Source organism: Rickettsia fournieri (assembly GCF_900243065.1).
GTDB classification, from domain to species: Bacteria; Pseudomonadota; Alphaproteobacteria; order Rickettsiales; family Rickettsiaceae; genus Rickettsia; species Rickettsia rickettsii.
This window is the reverse complement of the sequence record NZ_LT978483.1, coordinates 105820-125064: the sequence shown is the minus strand read 5'-3', so window position 1 is coordinate 125064 and position 19245 is coordinate 105820. Positions and strand designations below refer to the sequence as shown.

The window sequence follows — 19245 nt, the reverse complement described above, 5'->3', positions numbered from 1 at the left end:
AAAATGAAACCTAAAGTTATTTATTTATAAATTTAGGTAATTTAAATGGGTAAGGAAAAAAAGAAAGTAAGGTTTGCAGAAGAGCTGCAAGTTAAGGAATTTGCACAAGATAAAGAAGCAACAGAAGTAGACCTTATAAGAGGCAGAGTAATTAATATTTATGATAAAGGCGGCTACTTAAAGCCGGATCAATTGGTAATTCATGAACGAGAAGCTATTGGAGTAAAAAATGTTGAAGTCAAGAGCAATCTAAATTTCTTTCAACAAATTTTCGCTGCAGTAGGTCTTATAAAGGACACAAAAACAATCAAAGAAGAATTTACTTATACTACCGGCGATATACAAGGAATATTAAAGGATAACGGTCAATTTATTAATAATTCTGAAGAAATTAGAAAATTTGTTGATAAAAATAGAGGTATTCAAATTGCAGATATTGACGGTATCGGTATTGGTCATTTAAATCATCAGGGTAAAATACAAATTAATTCAAAGTTTGGACTAAGTAATGAAAAAATTATTCTTTATAAGGATGGTCAATTAGCTGCTATTGAAAGAAAAGGTCTACTTATAAATCAAGAAGGAGAGCCTTTATACAAAGATAACTTAGTCCAAAAAGATAATAAAGTTTATCTAGTTGGAGATGTCGGAAGAAAGATTAATGCACCTTTTAGAGATCCAAAAACTAGAGCTAGAGATAATTGGAATAGATTAATAAAGAAATTTAAGCATGCTTTAATACTGGAACATGAGTTAGGAAAATTAAACGATGCAATATTAGATTCTGTAAGAGTTAAAGTAGTTCATCCAAATCCAAAACTTGCAGAACATCATCTTCAAAAAATAGCTCAAGGTAAACAAATATGGGATAGGCATGAATTTAAAATATTACGTATGGGACCAGAGGAAAAGAAGCACCAATTATTCTATGATACCTCCTCTCAAAGATTACTTGATGCTAACGGTAAAGTAGCTTCTACTATCGGTAAAGAAAGTAAAAGCATGAATAATGTTCAAGCATTTGTAATGGGAGAGGATGGAACAATTTATATGTAATAGTTGAGATTAAATCTTACATTTAGTAAAATAAATTAATTATTAAATGGAGATGAAAAATGAACTTAAATCAAAAAATAATAAAGCCAAAAATAGGGTTACTAGAACTAGCTAAGAGTCTTGATAGCATATCGTCAGCATGTAAAGCGATGGGCTATAGTAGAGATAGTTATTACAGATTTAAAGAACTGTATGAAACTGGTGGCGAAGAGGCATTGTATGAAATTAGTCGAAGAAAGCCAATAATAGCGAATAGAGTTGATCCAGCGATAGAGAAAGCAGTAATGGATATGGCAATAGAATATCCAGCATATGGACAGCTAAGAGTATAAAATGAGCTTAAGAAGAGCGGTATACTTGTATCGCCTGGAGGAGTGAGATCAATTTGGTTACGTAATGATTTAAACAATATCAGTAAAAGGCTTAAAGCATTAGAAGCAAAGATGGCTCAGGATGGTATTGTTCTTACTGAATCTCAATTACAAGTGCTAGAGAAGCGTCGTAATGAAAAAGAAGCTCATGGAGAAATTGAGACGCAGCATCCAGGTTATTTAGGATGTCAGGATACGTATTATATGTAGGTAATTTCAAAGGTATAGGTAAGGTTTATTCTCAGGTATTTGATAGCTATACTAGGGTAGCTGATGCTAAACTATATACTGGGACTGTTGCGAGATGAGAGGATAGCAGGTATAATTAAAAAAAACAAAAAATATGTTCATATGTCTGAGTATCAAATGATAATGGTAAGTTTAGATGAGTTAATAAGTGTGGATCATCAATATCGTAAATTCAAAAGTTTATTCAATTTTAAAGCAGTTGAAGCTGAGTTATTAGCAGTAGAATGCGAAGCTAACTATAAAGGCTATGGTATAGTGAGGCTGTTTAAATGTTTGCTGCTGCAATTTATGGAAGACTTATCGGATCGGGAATTGGAACGTTATTTAGCTGATAGCACAGCGGCAAAATGGTTTTGTGATTTTGCTCTTACAGAGAAGACGCCTGATTATAGTGTATTTAGTAAAATACGTAAAAAAATAGGCACTAATTTACTATCAAAAATATTTGTAAAATTCCGAGATCAACTACGAGCACAAGGCTATATGGGTGAAGTATTTACCTTTGTAGATGCTTCTCATTTAATCTCAAAAGCTAATCTTTGGGAGGAACGTGATAAACTAAGAACACAAAAATATGATAAATTGAATAATGAGACTCTGCCTAAGGTTGTAAAGGATAAACAAGCTAAAATTGGCTGTAAGGGAGCAAATAAATTTTGGTATGGTTATAAAAAACATGTGAGTGTCGATATTCAATCAGGAATGATCAATAAGGTTGCAGTTACCCCTGCAAATGTTACTGATAGCAAAGGTTTTAAGCATGTTATGCCAAGCTCCGGTGCTCTACATATGTTGATAAAGGTTATTGTACAATCTCTGCCAAGAATGCAGCAGCTAAAAAGGGGTTCCATCTTTGCTCAATAAAGAAAAATAATATGAAAGATAAGAATTTTGACCTTGATAAATATTATACGAAAATCAGAGCACCTTTTGAGAGGGTATTTTCAAAAGATAATAAACGGGTTAGATATATAGGAATTGCCAAAAATCAATTCTCTGAATTTATGAATGCCATATGTTTTAATTTAAAACGATTAGTGGTTTTAACAACTTTAATAGCTTAGAGAAATTTGTTAATAAAAATCCTAACTCTGTAAACAAATCTCTATTAAATTACTATACTATTGAATAAATTTTATCTCAATATTAAACAGAATTTCTTTTTAAAAATATTTGGACAGAGCTAAATATTTATTTATCTGTTTTCCTCTCATTTTACTATTAAAAATTATCTCGCAACAGTCCCATTATGTAGGTAATTTCAAAGGTATAGGTAAGGTTTATTCTCAGGTATTTATTGATAGCTATACTAGGGTAGCTGATGCTAAACTATATACTGATAAAACAGCTTTAACTGCTGCTGATATGCTTAATGACCGCGTGTTACCATGGTACGAGACTCAAGGGATACCAATACTTCGTATTCTTACAGATTGTGGGGCAGAATATAAGGGAAATATAGAGCATCATGCTTTTGAATTATTTCTAAGTATTGAAGGTATAGAGCATACTACTACTAAAGCATATTCTCCTCAAACAAATGGTATGTGTGAGCGTTTTAATAAAACCATGAAACAAGAATTCTTTGATACAGCTATGCGGAAAAAGATTTATACAGATCTTGATGATTTACAATTAGATCTTGATATTTGGTTAGAGCATTTCAATAATGAGCGACCACATTTAGGAAAATATTGTTATGGAAAAACTCCTATGCAAACTTTTAAGGATAGTAAAAAATTAGCTGTTGAAAAGAATAATGAAATCTTGTATCTTGAATACGTCTCTGACAGTCAAAATTTAACTGACAATCAGGTGCAAAATTTATAGTGTCTGTAAGATCAAATCTTGACCTTTACATGCTGACGATATGCTACCAAGACTCTTAGCTAGTTCTAGTAACCCTATTTTTGGCTTTATTATTTTTTGATTTAAGTTCATTTTTCATCTCCATTTAATAATTAATTTATTTTACTAAATGTAAGATTTAATCTCAACTATTACAGTTGATCGAGTATATATGCCTTTAGCTCTAAGTTCCTATAGGCTTAATATGCAAAAATATGAGTATTCTGTTTATTTGCGGCATGTAATGTAATCATGTTATTTTAATTTCTCAATATCTTTCTTATCTAATTTTGTTATTTTCATAATAGCTTCTAAAGAAAGTCCTTCTTTTTTCATTTCTTTAGCCATAGTAATTTTCTCTTTTTTTCTACCTTCTTCAATACCTTCTTGTTTCCAGCTATGAGCTAAGCTATTCATAAGGTTTCCTCCTAATGCAGGGTTTAAATGCGATTTAAGCATTTTTTCTATTTCTATTTTATCATTTTCCCTAATCTTATTCAAGGTGTAGAGGACAAAATTAGCTCTATATAATCTATACCGATATTAACTTTAATAAATTCTGGTACAAGATCAGCTACTTCTTGCCATCTCTTTAATAAATCTCGTTCGTGGATATGTTTAAAAAAAACTGCAAGATTCCAGACCAATCTTTTTCTTTTAATTTTTCATCAGAAATATTTTGAACATTAATTAACTGATAATCATTAATCCATGTATTTTTTACAAGTTCACTGTTTTCAAATAACTCCCATAGATTAGTAGGTGCATTATAGTTTTGTACACCATTGTAGAACACACAAGGGTACACAAAAGGAAATTTTTTATTGCCTGTCGCCTTCCTATGATATTCAGCAATTTTTAACATATATTTAAACACACGAAAAGCCATATACGGATCAGGAGTGCTGTGGTTTTCCAAAAGTAAAAATAAATATCCATTTTCATTATTAAATTTAGCGGAAAATAAAATATCTACTATAGATTTCTTTAGGCTACGCTCTACAAAACTATCTTTTTTCCATTCTAAGAGCTTCAAAAGAACGTAAAGTTTTGATATGTGGCAGTAGGTAGGTTTCAAAGAACTCTTGAGTAACTATAGGGTTTTCAAATGCAACTCTTATAACCTCGTCATGTTTTGGCTTGCTATTTTTCTTTTTAGACATAAATGTTATTTTTTGACAAAAAACATTATATAAGGTTCTTTATTATGAGTATATAAATAACTAATAAATTTTTTATCGCTATTTGTAATAATTATTGCTCTTTTGTTATTAATGGTTAAAATCCATGCATTAATTTTTATAATATGTAAATGTCTCGTACGAATTTAATACTATCTTTTTTTATTTTTCTAGCAGTAATAATTACTGCAACTTTTTTCGTAAGTAATTACAGAATATATAAACCACAGGTTGTATTATAGATATTGGGAATTATAGTTATAAAAAGTTCTATAGTACCATACGTGAAGATCAATTAAATTTTGATCTAGCACTTGAGCAATTAGAAGATAGCGAATCTTTAAACTCAAAAGGTAAAGCAAGGTTAGAAAGAATTTGCTCTTTTCAAGTAGAAGACGGAATGGTGCGTTTGGAGGTAGCACAGGGTTATGATTGCTTACTACGTCTTTATCTAGACAAAAATGCTACTTTAGTTCAGCAATATAAAGCGATTAAAAACGGTAGTTACGGTTTAGATACTTTATATACTAAAAAAGCTGCGATTAATTTAGCTACACTCATTATTTTAGGTCACGAATGATGATGATTTCCTAAAATATTATAGCGGTTATACAGCAAATATTATAGCGGTTATACAGCGGATGAGATTCCTTTTTTAAACAGTTTACTCTCTTAATATACCGGGAACTTACTGCTAGATGTTTATATAGGCTTAGCTTAATTCATGTATTAGGCAGGTCATCTTTTAATGAACAAACTATACAAACCGATTACAGGCTTGCCATAGAAGAAATACAAAATGTAATTAAACTAACCGGTATAAAGCAAAATAACATACTCGATATAGCATTGACTATTTAATGATAAATTTGCTATTCATGCCGGCACAGTAATATCCTCTAGTCTACTAAATAGTGACTTAGATAGTTTCTATAGATTTCATATTGTTATGAATTCTAATGACCCCGTTAGTCAAGAATCAATGGAAAAATTAGCTTCCATGAAATATATCAGAGATTATTCTATTTAAAAAATATGCAAGAAAAGCAAGATAAAAATATGCTTTTAGAAACTTTACAAAATTCAAAATGTGATTTTTCTTTTCCTAACCAAGATTTATTAAATGTTGCATTTCAGCATTATATTTATTCCTTATCGATGAGATGGAACTGTTGTACATATTTTGAGACTCAAAGCCCTTATTTTTCTTATTTCATTTTACACTATGCAGGACCTAAGCCATGGACTACCGATAAGCAGAAATTATGGAAGACAAATCAGGACAAATTAGATAAGATCACAAAATATTACTGGTGATATAAAGAAATAACACCTTGGAGTAGTATAAATTAATTATTTTAATTGACTTTAGCACTTAAGAGATTTAAAAGTTAACTTTAATATGTAAGGTTACAATAAAAATGTTACCGCCTAAAATTTTCTTTGAAAAAGTTAAAGAAATAATTTGGCCTATAGAAAGGAAAGAATTAAAGCTATTTATACCTATGGCTTTAATGATGTTATGTATCCTTTTTAATTTTGGGGCTTTAAGATCTATCAAAGATAGTTTAGTAGTACCCTCTATGGGGGCTGAAATTATTAGCTTCTTAAAATTATGGTTAGTATTACCCTCGTGCGTAATTTTTACCGTACTTTATATTAAACTTAGTAATAACTTAAATTTTGAATATATTTTCTACATTATAGTCGGCAGTTTTTTACTATTTTTCTTATTATTTGCCTATATTATTTATCCAAATCAAGATATTTATCATCCTAATGATGAAATGATAAATAAATTAATTGCTTCATACCCTAATTTTAAATGGTTTATTAAAATAGGTAGTCAATGGAGTTATGCACTGATGTATATTTTCGCGGAATTATGGAGTGCAGTAGTCATAAACTTAATGTTTTGGCAGTTTGCCAATCACATTTTTGATACTTCTAAAGCTAAAAGATTCTATCCCGTTCTTGGAATGGTCGGTAATATCGGTCTTATAATAGCAGGCAGCGTACTTGTCTTTTTCTCAAGCGGGCAGGACGTCATTGATTCAGAATTATTACCGGATTCTTTTAATTCATCTGCCGGAAATGCTATAATGCTTCAGCCAATCATGTCAATTATTGTTACTGCAGGAATAATTGCTATGCTTCTATTTAGAATAATAAATAGATTTATTTTAACAGATTCCATAAATGTTTTAGATGCAAAAAAAGTTACAGCTAAAATGAAAACAAAACTTTCGGTAATTGAAAGTATCAAATTAGTAATTCACTCAAAATATATAGGTCGTATTGCCTTATTAATAATCTGTTATGGATTATTAATAAATATAGTTGAAGGACCTTGGAAAGCAAAAATAAAAGAATTACATCCAAACACTATAGACTATGTTAACTTTATGGGCAGGTTTAATATTTGGATGGGGATATCATGCGTTACTTTCATGATAATAGGCAGTAATATTCTTAGAAGACTCGGTTGGCTCATTTCTGCATTATTAACTCCTATTATGTTGTCTATTACCGGCTTGATGTTTTTTATCTTTATAATTTTTATTGAAGAAATAGGAGAATGTTTCGGTGATTTTAATCTTCTATATGCAGCGATTATTGTTGGAGCAATTCAGAACATACTGAGTAAATCGTCCAAATATTCATTATTCGATTCAACAAAAGAAATGGCGTATATTCCTTTATCTTTAGAGCTTAGAACTAAGGGAAAAGCTGCCGTAGAGGTAATAGGTACTAAATTCGGTAAATCGCTTGGAGCATTTATACAGTCTTTGATATTTATTATTATTCCGACTGCTACCTTTGATTCTATTATAATATATTTATTAGTAACTTTTATAGTTATGATGAGTTTATGGATTTGGAACGTTATAAAATTGAATAAGGAATATATAGAGCTGTGTAAGTAAACGTCATTGCAAGCGGGCATTGTTGCGTAGATACCACCCAGTCATTGCGAGCAGTCGTAGACTGCGTGGCAATCTCATGAAATAATAACAAACTCCTGAGATTGCTTCGTCAAAATTTTCAATTTTTCCTTGCAATGACGAAAAAACTTATCCATACAACAACAGAAAACACACTATAATACCGATTTAAAGATGAAAAAAATTCTTAAAATAATATTATTTATAACTATCTTTATTATACTCGCATATAGTGGGCTGTGGTTTACTATTATGTTCTCTTTATCACACTCTATAAATCAAAAATATGCCGGTACCAACCTTAATATAGAAGAGGCTGATAATAATCCTAATCAGCAATATCTTATTAAGTTTTCTAAAGTTCAGCCATATGGTTTTCCTTTCAAATTAGGTATTTCAGTAATTAATTGGCAAGAAGAGAGTATTAATAGAATAACTGAATTTACCACACCGATAAATATCGGTTATGATTTACTTAAGCAGAAATTATTTATACATTTTTCTGGAGAAGCATTCGGAAAATTTAAGCCGGTTCAAAGAGGCTTTGGAGTAAGATTTTATAATGAGAACTGTATATTATCAACAAAAATACCGTTAAATTTAAAATTATTTGAAATAGTACGATTTAAAAAAGATTTATTTGAAGTTATAAATTTAATAGAAAATATTAAATTTACTTCCGGTAAAACAGAAATTTTTGACTTAGTCGATAATCAAAAATTATATGAAGAAGATCATACTATACTTACTATGTTATTTGACAAAAGTAAGTATTATACAAGTAAACAGGATTTCCTTGATAACATACCGCAAAAATTAGCAATTTATTATGAAACTGAAATAGTACAAAGTAACCTTGAAGATAGAATAATACCTGCCGGCTTATTATTATATCGACCCGCTTGGAATAATAATTTCAAATTTTCCGGTAATTTCTTGATTAGTACTAGTAGTGTGCATTTTAAAGATATTGCTAAAGATTTAACAATTGAAGTTACTAATGCAAAAATCAATAGTAATAACTTTGAAAATAATATTAATTTATTATATAAAGGTAAGTTAAACGATTTCGGCAATAATAATATTGATCTTTTGGTAGATTCGCAATTTAAGCTAAAACCTGGTTTTATAATAGGTTCATTAGAATTTATAAAGAAATATTACGATAAGCAAACCTATTTATTTAAACTTTCTGATAATAAGCTATATAAAGATTTTAATAATGAACTAAGCTATATTTTAAATAATAATAAACAATATAATTTTAGTATTTTTGAAGATAGGGAATATAATTTTAATTTAAATATTAATTTAGTGACTGAATTAAACAAATTAACTAGAGCACAGATAAATGCTTTAAGTCTCTATTCAAACGCATCGGGATTTAATATAACAAATGAAACTATAGTAAATACTCTTAAAGATTCTTACAGTAAAGGTACAATAGTAATTAATGATTACTCTAGAATAATAGATGTTTTAAGTGCATATATATACGGAGTAGGGGATTTTAAAGATTTTTCAGAAGAGAGTAAGGAAGTATACGGGAATGCTTTGAAATCATTTTTAAAAACTATTTCCGATCACCCGAATTCATCTAATTTAATTGATGCTAGCATTGAGTATGTGTTTGATTTGTCCGATTTAAACAAAGCTAAAATAGGTAATATAGATGATATAAATAAACTTATACCTTTATATTATTTATCTTTATATCAAGCAGCAGTAAAAAAAGTGCAACCCGGTGAAAATGTAAAAGAAAAAATTATGGAGTTAATTCCTAATGTTAATCAAAAAATATTAGAGGAATGTATACTCGATGAACTTCGTTAATCATCATATTTAATCATTAGCTGTTTAAAAAGTGATGAAGAGTTAATAGAAAAGGTCGGTAAATATTTACTAGAAGCAGGAGGTAAAAGAATTCGTCCGCTTTTAACTCAATGACAGAACAATTTATAAAAATACCAACCATGAATATTATAGTAAAAATACAGCAAGATTTAAAAGATGAAGTAACTAAGTTAAACAATTTAATCATTAGCTGTTTAAAAAGTGATGAAGAGTTAATAGAAAAGGTCGGTAAATATTTACTAGAAGCAGGAGGTAAAAGAATTCGTCCGCTTTTAACTATAATAACTGCTAAAATGTTTGATTATAAAGGCGATAATCATATAAAGCTCGCAAGTGCCGTTGAATTCATTCACACCGCCACATTGCTTCATGATGATGTAGTAGACGACAGCACTTTAAGAAGATTCAAACCTACGGCTAACGTTATTTGGGGCAGTAAAACAAGTATTTTAGTGGGTGATTTCCTCTTTAGTCAGTCTTTTAAGTTAATGGTAGCTTCCGGCTCTATTAAAGCTATGAATGTTCTAGCTAAAGCTTCAGCAATTATTTCCGAAGGGGAGGTAGTACAGCTAGTGAAGTTAAATGAACGACGTATTATAACTATAGACGAATATCAGCAAATAGTTAAATCTAAAACCGCCGAACTATTTGGAGCTGCTTGTGCAGTTGGAGCTATTATAGCAGAGCAGGTAGACCATATTTCTAAAGATATGCAGGACTTTGGGAAATTACTCGGTACGATATTTCAGGTTATAGATGACTTGCTTGATTATTTGGGTAATGATAAACAGGTAGGCAAAAATATTGGCGATGATTTCTTAGAAGGAAAAGTTACGTTACCGCTGATTTTTTTATATAATAAGAAGTTAGAGCAAGATAAGCAGCTTTGGCTCGAAAATATAATTAAATGTGATAAGCGTACTAACGATGACTTTGTAAAAATACATGACTTAATGGTAAAGCATGAAATTTACAATGAAACAGTTAATTATTTGAGTAACTTAGAAAATGAAGCAAGTAAGTTATTAAATAAAATTCCGGTTCAGAATATTTATAAAGACTATTTGTTTTCGATTATTAAATTTATTTTGGATCGCTCTTATTAAATTGCATTCGTAGCTCAGCTGGATAGAGCGTTGCCCTCCGAAGGCAAAGGTCGTTGGTTCAAATCCAATCGAATGCACCATCACTAATTTTTTTATTTTCCATAATATAGATTATAGAACAATTACTTAATGGATGCATGTCAATTAGGGTATGTTTAGGGATTGTAAAAATATTGAAAATTGACGAATGGCTGGGACGGGAGGATTCGAACCTCCGGATGACGATACCAAAAACCGTTGCCTTACCACTTGGCGACGTCCCAATGTAGAAATTAGAAATGTATAGACTTTATACCAATAAATAGCGGAAACGTCAATTACAATAATTATTGTAAAAATAAATTTATTTCATTATTAAGCCAATTCCTCGCTTGCGTGGATAATAAATCATAAATTTTAGCTCTAATTTTGTTATAATATTCCTTGATATAGTTTATTTCATCAATATTAAGTAGTTTCATATCAATCAATTTACTAGCATAAGGCACTAGGCTTAAGGTCTCAAACTCAAGCCATCCATTATTTTCTTTTACATACATCAAATTCTCAATCCTAATACCATATTTGCCAGGAATATAAAAACCCGGTTCATTAGATAAGATCATACCTGCTTTAAGTATTGTTTTATTACGAAGATTTATGCTTTGCGGTCCTTCGTGAACGCTTAAGAAGCTCCCTACCCCATGCCCTGTACCGTGTGGATAATCTAGCATTTCTTGCCATAAATATTGCCGAGCGAGTATATCAAGATTAGCTCCTGCGATGATATTTTTTGGGAATTTTGCTTTAGCTAAAGCAATATGTCCTTTAAGTACTTGCGTATAACGCTTTTTCTGCTCATCTGTCGGTGTACCTATTACTATTGTTCTAGTTATATCGGTAGTAGCACCTTGATACTGACCGCCGGAATCTATCAGTAATATCCCCTGCCCTTCAATTTTTTTAGCAGTTTTTTGGTCAGCTCTATAATGAATAATAGCACTATTTTCCTGAAATCCGCAAATAGCAGGAAAACTATCCGAAACATATCCCTCTTGTTTAGCTCGTTGCTCTGTAAGCTTTAAACCAAGGGAATACTCGGTCAATTCGTTATTTCCTATGTCATTCCCGCGTAGGCGGGAAGCCATATTATGTTTTTCTGGATCCCCGTTTTCACGGGGATGACATTGAGCAAAATCAGCAAAAAATTCACATAAAGCTACTGCATCTTTAATATGCAAATCGATTGCATGCTTAATTTCTACATCATTCTTACAAGCTTTAAGCATTAAGCATGGATCGGTAATTTGTTGTACTTTTTTATCAGCTACTAAGTCCATTATATGAACAGATGCTATAGTATCATCAATAAAAATATTAGACATCTTCCCACACTTCACTTCTAGAGGTAATTTAGACATCGATCCGATACTCGCATCCTCACTTACGCTTTTGTACGCTGCGGTGCTGCGTTTCGTATCTCCTTTAAGTTCCTCTCTATAAGCTGGTTTGGAAAGATGTTTATTCTCGCTATCTCTTAAAATATTTTTAAATTCTTCTTCCGGTAAAATCGTTATTTCAGGACGAGCATTAATAATTTCGGCATCGATTCTTGTAGGATTTATAAACAAATATAATTGTGTAGAAGTGAGTATAACTTTTGCAAACATTAAAGGCGTATAAGCAACGTCACTGGCCCGCAAATTTAGTAACCAACATATGGAGGAGCTATCGAGAATGACTAAGGCAGATTGCTCGGTGTCATTCCCACTTTCCTCTATGTCATTCCCGCTTTTGCGGGAATCCAAAAAAATTTCACGACATTTACTTATTTTATCAGTATGACTAACACCCGCAAACTTAATATCATGCAAATAAACTTTAGAGTTTGGCTCTAGCGGCTGATTTGGCCAAATCTTATCAACTAAATTTCCATTAATCTTCTGAAAATTGAACTTTAAATTTGATATAGTGGGATAAGTAAATAATTCAGAATCGTATCCTATTTTTGCATCTTTACCAAACTTAGATATATCTTTTAAGTCAAAAAGCTTAAAAAGCTCTAAATCCAGCTCTTTATTTGCTTGCTCTAAATAACGTCCATCGGTAAAGAATAATGCTGTATCTTTATATATAATAGCTATACCGTTTGAACCAGTAAAACCTGTTATATATTCAAGTCTCTTTGCGTAGCTTGGAACATATTCACTCATATATTTATCGTTAGACGGAATTATATAACCGTCTATATCATATTCTGTGAATAAATTTCTAAGCAGATTAATGCGGATTTTTGCCATGTTTATATCTCTTATGTCGTGCTCTTGCCCGCTTGGAGACTGAGCCGTCATTGCAAGGAAATTACTTAAGTAATTGACGAAGCAATCCAGTTAAAAAATTCTGATTTACAGAATTTTTTTTATTATTTTTTCTGGATGGCCACGCTCCTTGCAGTCGCTCGCAATGACAGCTCAGCATCCAGCTAGGCAACGCTCATAGACGGGAATGACATTTATACCATCCATAATACAAAGGAATACCAAAGATAGTAAAAGAACTAGCTATAATCAGAGTTTTAACAGGTGTTTCATAGATAACCCATGCACAAAAGATAATCGATATTATAGCTATAAGTAAATAATAATAAGAAAAATTTTCTTTTGAGCTAAAAATCACCTTTAAAAAAGCTAAACTACAAATTAAATAGACGAATAAGAATGTGATTGCCGAGAAATCTATTATTTGTGTAATCTGTTTGGCAAAATTATCATTTGCCGTAAAGACTAATAACGGCACAATGCCAAGGCAGCTTACAATAATTCCGTGAGTTGGAGCGTTATTGCTATTTTTCTTAGCAAAAAATTTCGGTAATAAACCGTCTTCTGCAAGCCCAAGAGCTATCTGTCCGCTAGTTAGCACCCAAGCATTGAGCGTACCTATACATATAATCGAGGCTATAACCGTAATTACGCTTGACCATTTACCTCCGAATAATAATGAAGCGGCATCGGCATAAGGAGCTTTAGCACTAATAAGTTCAGAAGCAGGGATTAATCCCATTATACCTATGCTATTAATAATATATAACACTGCTACGCAAAAAGTTCCAACTATTATGGCTCGTGGAATGGTTTTTGCCGGATCTTTTACCGCACCTGCCGTGGTAGTTGCACATTCTATGCCGATAAATCCCCAAAAAGTAAGAAGTGCAACTCTTCCCATAATGCTCGGAATGCTTAAATTCTCTACTTCCTCGGCAATAGTTATATTATCTATATTAAAATGTGATAAAGCACATAAACCTACTACAAGCAATGGAACAAATTTTAAGAGAGTTAAATAAAACTCTGCTTTTCCTGCTACTTCAGGACCTTTTAAATTTAAAACCATAATAGCACCTAATAATATGATTTGTAATATTAAGTCTAAAATCGCTTGTGATTTAAAAAAAGGCGTTAGATAACCTATTGCCGAAATGACTACTATACTTGTACTGACAAAGGATATAACCCAGTAAGTCCAACCGGTGAAAAAAGCTATTTTATCCCCGAAATTTGCCCGTACATAAACGTGCGGACCTCCTGTTTTAGGAAATTTTGCACAAAGGGTAGAAAATACAAGTGCTATACTCATAGCACCGAATAAGGAAAGTACCCAGCCCCAAATGCTGTATATACCGAACGGTGCTAAACTTAACGGCAATATAAAAACGCTAGTACCGATTTGACTGCCGGTTACTAAGGCAAAAACCGCCCAGAAACCTAATTTTTGTGACATATTAATCTAATTTAAAGAAACAGCTTTAAAATAGCTGAAATAATGATTTTTAGCAATAGTTAAAACTACTATAATTATTTTACTCTTGATTTCTAAACAAAAGATTAATAGCTTTTTAAGCTATCAAAAATAATCTTAGGAGCTAATATGCCAAATCGCACCACTAAAGTTTATACAGTGAAATCAGGAGATGCTTTATCAAAAATTTCACAAAATTATGATACTCCTGTTCAGGATTTAGTTAAATATAATAATATACGCGATCCTAATCATATCGCAGTAGGCTGGGGGATTTTATTTTCCGGTGATTTGCATGATTTTTCTTAAAATAAAGCTATTGGTGTAATAGTCAACTGCAATTGACTTTTTATGGATGTGCTGTAATTGCTAGAATAGTGTGATATTATCTTTGTTTGGTCCATAATACCAAAAAATTCTATAAGCAGCAGGAGTATTATTTTTCAGCATAAGCTTCAAATATTTCTTCTCCGTTATGTCCTTTAACAGATTTTTATATTTATGGGTATTTAAACTAGGATGACGAGGGTTTGCCTGTAGATATGCCAGTGTTTTTTTACTGCTTTTAAACGTTTTTCTAATCCTTTATTATTTTCGAGTTCTTCCAAATCTTTACTAGCTTGAATAGTAAAAAGAATTTTCAAAGTCATCATCTAAATATTTACTGCAATCTTCTATTTTCAGCCCTTTCCTTTTCTTCTGTATTTAGCAGAGAAAAGAAATCAATTCTTTCCTCTAGTGCTTTTCGTAAGCTTTCAATATTAGGTGAAGGATAAGAGAATATTTTATTATAAACCCAGTTAAACATATTTTAAAACCTTTATTGATTTTAAAGTGTTACACGCTAAAAGATTTGCCACAGCCGCAATTAGCTTTTTCGTTAGGATTGGTGAAAGTGAATTGGGATTTGAATTTAGTCTCTACATAGTCCATTTCAGAACCTAGAATATACATTAATGCCTTTGGGTCGATTAGTATCCGTACGCCCTTTTCTTCAACTACTTCATCGAATTGATTTTTACTATCGGCATATTCCACGTAATAAGTCTGACCGGCACAACCGCCTGACTTAACCCCTACCCTAATACCAAAGGTAGGCTTGGCGCGTTTTTCTATTAGCAATTTTACTTGCTTTGCAGCAGAATCGGTTAATGAAATAACATTTTTCATGTTTTAAGAGTCTTTTTTGCTTTCTTTTTTCTGTTTGTAATCGGCTATAGCTGCTTTTATTGCATCTTCAGCAAGTAGTGAGCAATGTAATTTTACCGGTGGAAGTGACAATTCTTTTGCTATTTCGGTATTTTTAATAGTCTCGGCATCTTCTACCGATCTTCCTTTAACCCACTCCGTTACTAAAGAACTTGAAGCAATAGCTGAACCGCAGCCGAATGTTTTAAATTTAGCATCTGTAATAATCCCGTCATCATCAACTGCGATTTGTAACTTCATAACGTCACCGCAAGCAGGAGCTCCAACTAGTCCTGTACCAACATTTTTATTTTCTTTATCAAGCGATCCAACATTACGAGGATTTGCATAATGATCTATCACTTTTTTGCTATAAGCCATTGTTATTCTCTCAAATTTGGTTTTGTATGTTATACTTGCGTGAATACCTGAGCCGTCATTGCGAGGACAAACTGCAAGTTTTGACGAAGCAATCTCAGGATATTTGACAAGATTGCCACGCAGCCTACGGCTGCTCGCAATGACTATATTCTCAATGTACAGCCCATTTAATCTTTTTCAAATCAATTCCCTCTTGCATCATTTCCCAAAGAGGGCTTAATTCCCTTAGTTTATCGATTTTTGAGCATATTAAATTTACTGCGTAGTCAACTTCCTGCTCGGTAGTAAATCTACCTATGCCGAACCTAATTGCAGTATGGGCAAGCTCTTCACCGATGCCCATAGAACGTAAAACATATGACGACTCTAAAGAGGCAGAAGTACAAGCAGAACCGGAGGAAACCGCTAAATCTTTAATGGCAAGGATCATTGATTCTCCTTCAACTCCGGCAAAGCTTAAATTTAAATTACCTTTATATCTTTGATTTTTATCGCCGTTTAAATAAACTTCTGAAATTCGCTTATGTATATTATTTAAAAATCTGTCGAATAAGTAATTTACGTGCTTAGTATCTTTTTCCATCTCACTATACGCTATTTTAGCAGCCATGCCAAGCCCTACGATTAAAGGAGTCGGTAGCGTACCTGAACGCATACCTCTCTCCTGCCCACCACCGTTTATGAGCGGTGTAACACGCACACGAGGTTTTTTCCTTACATATAATGCACCTATTCCTTTCGGACCGTAAATTTTATGCCCTGAGATACTGGCAAGATCAATATTAAATGCGTTAACATCAATTGGAATTTTACCAAAACCTTGAGCAATATCGGAATGAAAAAAAACACCCTTTTCACGGCAAATTTTCCCGATTTCCTTTAAAGGCTGAACAACACCTATTTCATTATTAACCACCATAACTGAAACTAACATAGTCTGATCGGTAATGGCATTTTTTAGAGTTTCTAAATCGATTATTCCATTTGACTTAATCGGTAAGTATGTGATTTTTATACCTTCTTGCTCTAAATGCCTGCAAGCATCAAGTACACATTTATGTTCACTGACTACGGTAATAATATGATTCTTTTTATTGCTGTAAAATTTTGCTATTCCCTTTATTGCAAGATTGTTAGACTCAGTTGCACCGGAAGTGAAAATAATTTCTTTAGTATCCGCTCCTATTAACTTTGCTACCATACTCCTTGCCTCTTCAACGGCGTTTTCTGCCTCCCAACCGAAAGAATGGCTGCGTGAATGAGGATTGCCGAATTTGGTAGTAAAATAAGGCAACATTGCCTCCATTACTCTTGGATCTATTGGAGTCGTCGCCTGATAATCCATATATATCGGTAAGGTTAAATTGTTTAATTGTTGGTTCATATGGTTAAATTAATTCATGTTTTGGTATAGTTTAAACAGTCACCGATGTCATTCCCGCGGAAGCGGGAATCCAGAAAAATAACTTCAATATAAAAAGTTTTACTGGATTCCCGCTTCCGCGGGAATGACATAAACGGAGCCGTGCAACAACGTCGCTTTTAGCTAGGAATGACATCGTAAATCTCCTCAAAAGCCTCTATAAAAGCCTCTATATCACTTACCGTATTAGTATGGCTTAAAGATATCCTAATCGAAGATTTTGCTTCTTCTTCCCCTACACCCATATTGGTTAATACATGCGATTTAGATATTTTTCCCGATGAACAAGCAGAACCGGAACTTACGCAAATATTATGTAAATCAAACCCGATTAATTTCACTTGTGCATCCGTATTTGGTATAGTAATTAAGGTAGTATTAGGCAACCTAGCTACGTTATTACTAACAATATTTACATTAGGATATTTTTTTAATTTTTTCTCTAAATTTTCTTGTAACTTTTTGATTTTTATATAATTTTCTGAGATATTGTCTGTCCTCAATGCAGAAGCTAAACCAAATCCTGCAATTGCTAAAACATTTTCAGTGCCTGAGCGTACTGATTTTTCCTGCCCTCCTCCTATAATCATTGGAGTAACTTGAAAATTAGAGCTAGAAATTAAAGCAGCACCACCCTGCCCCCCTCCTATTTTATGCCCTGAAATTGTAGCAAAATCTAATCCTAATGCTTTGATATTTATTGGTATTCTGCCAAAACCTTGCACTAAATCGCTATGAAATTTTGCCTCATATTTTTTAGTTATTTTACCTATCTCAGCTATATCTTGTAAAACTCCGCTTTCATTATTAGCCATTATTATGGAAACTAGTTTTTTACTAGTATTACTTTGAGCTAACAACTCTTCTAAATGTTCTAAATCAACTAGCCCTTGCGTATTAACACTTATAACTTTAATATTTGGAGCGTAGTTTATATGGTTATAGATCGATAAATGTTCAATAGCTGAAATAAAAATATCGCCGTCATAAAAATTTTTCATTATTAAATTATTACCTTCAGTCCCTGATGAAGTAAAAGTAATATCATATTCTCTAGATGATAAGGTTATACCAAGAGCCATCGCTATTTGTGCGCGTACCGTTTCTATGAGATTCTTAGCAAATCTACCTGAGCTATGTGCTGATGAAGGGTTAAGCTCCTTGTCCATTAAACTTATTATGAATTCCTTAACTCTAGGGTCGATAAAAGTAGTAGCATTATGGTCTAAATATATCATATATTTAAATTTGAGTTTAAAGCATCTTTAATTGAGATATTTTCAAAATAATCTCTAATATGCTTACCAAGACCTTGCCATAATTTATGCGAATTACATTTTATTGTATCAGGCACGCAAGTTTTAACTGACTTCTTATAGCAGGTAGTCATTATAAAATTTTCGTTAACGGCGTCCATAATATCGGAAATTTTTATTTCTTCTAGGTTACCGATTAAAATATACCCACCTTTCGATCCTCTAATAGCCTTAACTAGATCAGCTTTTTTAAGTTTAGAAAATATCTGCTCTAAATAGTTAAGCGATATATTTTGTTTTACGGACATTTCATTCAAAGTGACCGGTTCGGCACTTGATTTTGAAGCCATTTCAAGTATTGCCATTACGGCATATCTTCCTTTCGTCGTCAGCATCATATAACCAACCTATTAAAACTTAAAATTGTTTTATATCTACAATACCCAAGTAATTTAGTCAAGTATATAATTATATTATTTAATAAAAAATTAGCTTGTTAATATAAACTAAAATTTAATTGTGTAGAAACTAGTAGAAGTAGAAAAGAAGGAGAGAATATTATAAATAAGTGATTAAATCCAACATTACCTAGGGACGTTGTTGCATGGTGCAA

18 protein-coding genes, 2 tRNA genes and 4 pseudogenes are annotated in these 19245 nt (G+C 32.0%); 11 read left to right on the top strand and 13 right to left on the bottom strand.

What is annotated here, in order from left to right:
• The first annotated feature begins 45 nt into the window (after window positions 1–45).
• From C4Q30_RS01740 to C4Q30_RS01720, 5 genes and pseudogenes are all read left to right on the top strand, one after another.
• Window positions 46–1056: a hypothetical protein gene (locus tag C4Q30_RS01740; protein ID WP_245207414.1), complete on the top strand. Its 1011-nt coding sequence runs from the start codon at window positions 46–48 to the stop codon at window positions 1054–1056.
• Window positions 1057–1115: 59 nt separating this feature from the next.
• Window positions 1116–1729: pseudogene (locus tag C4Q30_RS01735) on the top strand (helix-turn-helix domain-containing protein); the annotation flags it as partial.
• Window positions 1701–2540 carry a transposase gene (locus tag C4Q30_RS01730; RefSeq protein ID WP_103897024.1) on the top strand — a complete coding sequence of 280 codons (840 nt, stop codon included), beginning with the start codon at window positions 1701–1703 and terminating at the stop codon, window positions 2538–2540. The pseudogene C4Q30_RS01735 and the gene C4Q30_RS01730, both read left to right, overlap by 29 nt.
• Window positions 2541–2551: 11 nt before the next feature.
• Complete coding sequence (locus C4Q30_RS08975) at window positions 2552–2740, top strand: hypothetical protein (RefSeq protein ID WP_103897023.1); 189 nt, start codon at window positions 2552–2554, stop codon at window positions 2738–2740.
• Window positions 2741–2912: 172 nt separating this feature from the next.
• Window positions 2913–3506 (top strand): annotated as a pseudogene (locus C4Q30_RS01720) (integrase core domain-containing protein); the annotation flags it as partial.
• 273 nt (window positions 3507–3779) lie between these two features.
• Here the strand turns inward: C4Q30_RS01720 and C4Q30_RS09425 are convergent.
• Window positions 3780–4025, bottom strand: coding sequence for an RpnC/YadD family protein (locus C4Q30_RS09425; RefSeq protein WP_245207413.1), 246 nt, complete (start codon window positions 4023–4025; stop codon window positions 3780–3782).
• A 91-nt stretch (window positions 4026–4116) separates the two neighbouring features.
• On the bottom strand, window positions 4117–4560 hold the full coding sequence (locus C4Q30_RS09420) for an Rpn family recombination-promoting nuclease/putative transposase (RefSeq protein WP_245207412.1): 444 nt from the start codon (window positions 4558–4560) through the stop codon (window positions 4117–4119).
• Between the two features lie 276 nt (window positions 4561–4836).
• Here C4Q30_RS09420 and C4Q30_RS10415 point away from each other — a divergent pair.
• From C4Q30_RS10415 to C4Q30_RS01685, 5 genes and pseudogenes are all read left to right on the top strand, one after another.
• Window positions 4837–6022 (top strand): annotated as a pseudogene (locus C4Q30_RS10415) (glycosyltransferase family 8 protein).
• A gap of 104 nt (window positions 6023–6126) precedes the next feature.
• Window positions 6127–7632: a nucleotide exchange transporter Tlc3 gene (gene tlc3 / locus C4Q30_RS01700; RefSeq protein WP_103897020.1), complete on the top strand. Its 1506-nt coding sequence runs from the start codon at window positions 6127–6129 to the stop codon at window positions 7630–7632.
• Window positions 7633–7824: 192 nt separating this feature from the next.
• Window positions 7825–9483: a hypothetical protein gene (locus tag C4Q30_RS01695; protein ID WP_103897019.1), complete on the top strand. Its 1659-nt coding sequence runs from the start codon at window positions 7825–7827 to the stop codon at window positions 9481–9483.
• 140 nt (window positions 9484–9623) lie between these two features.
• Window positions 9624–10610, top strand: a complete 987-nt coding sequence (locus C4Q30_RS01690) for a polyprenyl synthetase family protein (RefSeq protein WP_103897139.1) — start codon at window positions 9624–9626, stop codon at window positions 10608–10610.
• Window positions 10611–10613: 3 nt separating this feature from the next.
• A tRNA-Arg gene (locus tag C4Q30_RS01685) sits at window positions 10614–10690 on the top strand.
• 108 nt (window positions 10691–10798) lie between these two features.
• Here the strand turns inward: C4Q30_RS01685 and C4Q30_RS01680 are convergent.
• From C4Q30_RS01680 to C4Q30_RS01670, 4 genes and pseudogenes are all read right to left on the bottom strand, one after another.
• A tRNA-Gln gene (locus C4Q30_RS01680) sits at window positions 10799–10873 on the bottom strand.
• 63 nt (window positions 10874–10936) lie between these two features.
• Entirely contained in the window at window positions 10937–12940 is a 2004-nt protein-coding gene (locus C4Q30_RS01675) for an aminopeptidase P family protein (RefSeq protein ID WP_103897018.1), read from the bottom strand.
• Between the two features lie 13 nt (window positions 12941–12953).
• Window positions 12954–13067 (bottom strand): annotated as a pseudogene (locus C4Q30_RS10650) (lytic transglycosylase domain-containing protein); the annotation flags it as partial.
• Between the two features lie 15 nt (window positions 13068–13082).
• Window positions 13083–14366 (bottom strand): APC family permease, encoded by a 1284-nt coding sequence (locus tag C4Q30_RS01670; protein ID WP_103897017.1) that lies wholly within the window; start codon window positions 14364–14366, stop codon window positions 13083–13085.
• A gap of 147 nt (window positions 14367–14513) precedes the next feature.
• Between C4Q30_RS01670 and C4Q30_RS01665 the strand changes: the two genes are divergently transcribed.
• Window positions 14514–14693, top strand: coding sequence for a LysM peptidoglycan-binding domain-containing protein (locus tag C4Q30_RS01665; RefSeq protein ID WP_014120870.1), 180 nt, complete (start codon window positions 14514–14516; stop codon window positions 14691–14693).
• 200 nt (window positions 14694–14893) lie between these two features.
• Here the strand turns inward: C4Q30_RS01665 and C4Q30_RS10160 are convergent, their stop codons facing one another.
• The 7 genes from C4Q30_RS10160 to C4Q30_RS01630 form a co-directional block, all read right to left on the bottom strand.
• Window positions 14894–15028, bottom strand: a complete 135-nt coding sequence (locus C4Q30_RS10160) for a hypothetical protein (RefSeq protein WP_280641664.1) — start codon at window positions 15026–15028, stop codon at window positions 14894–14896.
• A 17-nt stretch (window positions 15029–15045) separates the two neighbouring features.
• Complete coding sequence (locus tag C4Q30_RS08725) at window positions 15046–15192, bottom strand: hypothetical protein (protein ID WP_198913020.1); 147 nt, start codon at window positions 15190–15192, stop codon at window positions 15046–15048.
• A 29-nt stretch (window positions 15193–15221) separates the two neighbouring features.
• Window positions 15222–15554: an iron-sulfur cluster assembly accessory protein gene (locus tag C4Q30_RS01655; RefSeq protein WP_004998325.1), complete on the bottom strand. Its 333-nt coding sequence runs from the start codon at window positions 15552–15554 to the stop codon at window positions 15222–15224.
• A gap of 3 nt (window positions 15555–15557) precedes the next feature.
• On the bottom strand, window positions 15558–15953 hold the full coding sequence (gene iscU, locus C4Q30_RS01650; RefSeq protein ID WP_014014436.1) for a Fe-S cluster assembly scaffold IscU: 396 nt from the start codon (window positions 15951–15953) through the stop codon (window positions 15558–15560).
• A 151-nt stretch (window positions 15954–16104) separates the two neighbouring features.
• Entirely contained in the window at window positions 16105–17337 is a 1233-nt protein-coding gene (locus C4Q30_RS01640) for an IscS subfamily cysteine desulfurase (protein ID WP_103897016.1), read from the bottom strand.
• 158 nt (window positions 17338–17495) lie between these two features.
• On the bottom strand, window positions 17496–18614 hold the full coding sequence (locus tag C4Q30_RS01635; RefSeq protein ID WP_103897015.1) for a cysteine desulfurase family protein: 1119 nt from the start codon (window positions 18612–18614) through the stop codon (window positions 17496–17498).
• Window positions 18611–19030, bottom strand: a complete 420-nt coding sequence (locus C4Q30_RS01630) for a Fe-S cluster assembly transcription factor (protein WP_012150915.1) — start codon at window positions 19028–19030, stop codon at window positions 18611–18613. The genes C4Q30_RS01635 and C4Q30_RS01630 overlap by 4 nt, the downstream gene beginning before the upstream one ends.
• Window positions 19031–19245 lie beyond the last annotated feature (215 nt).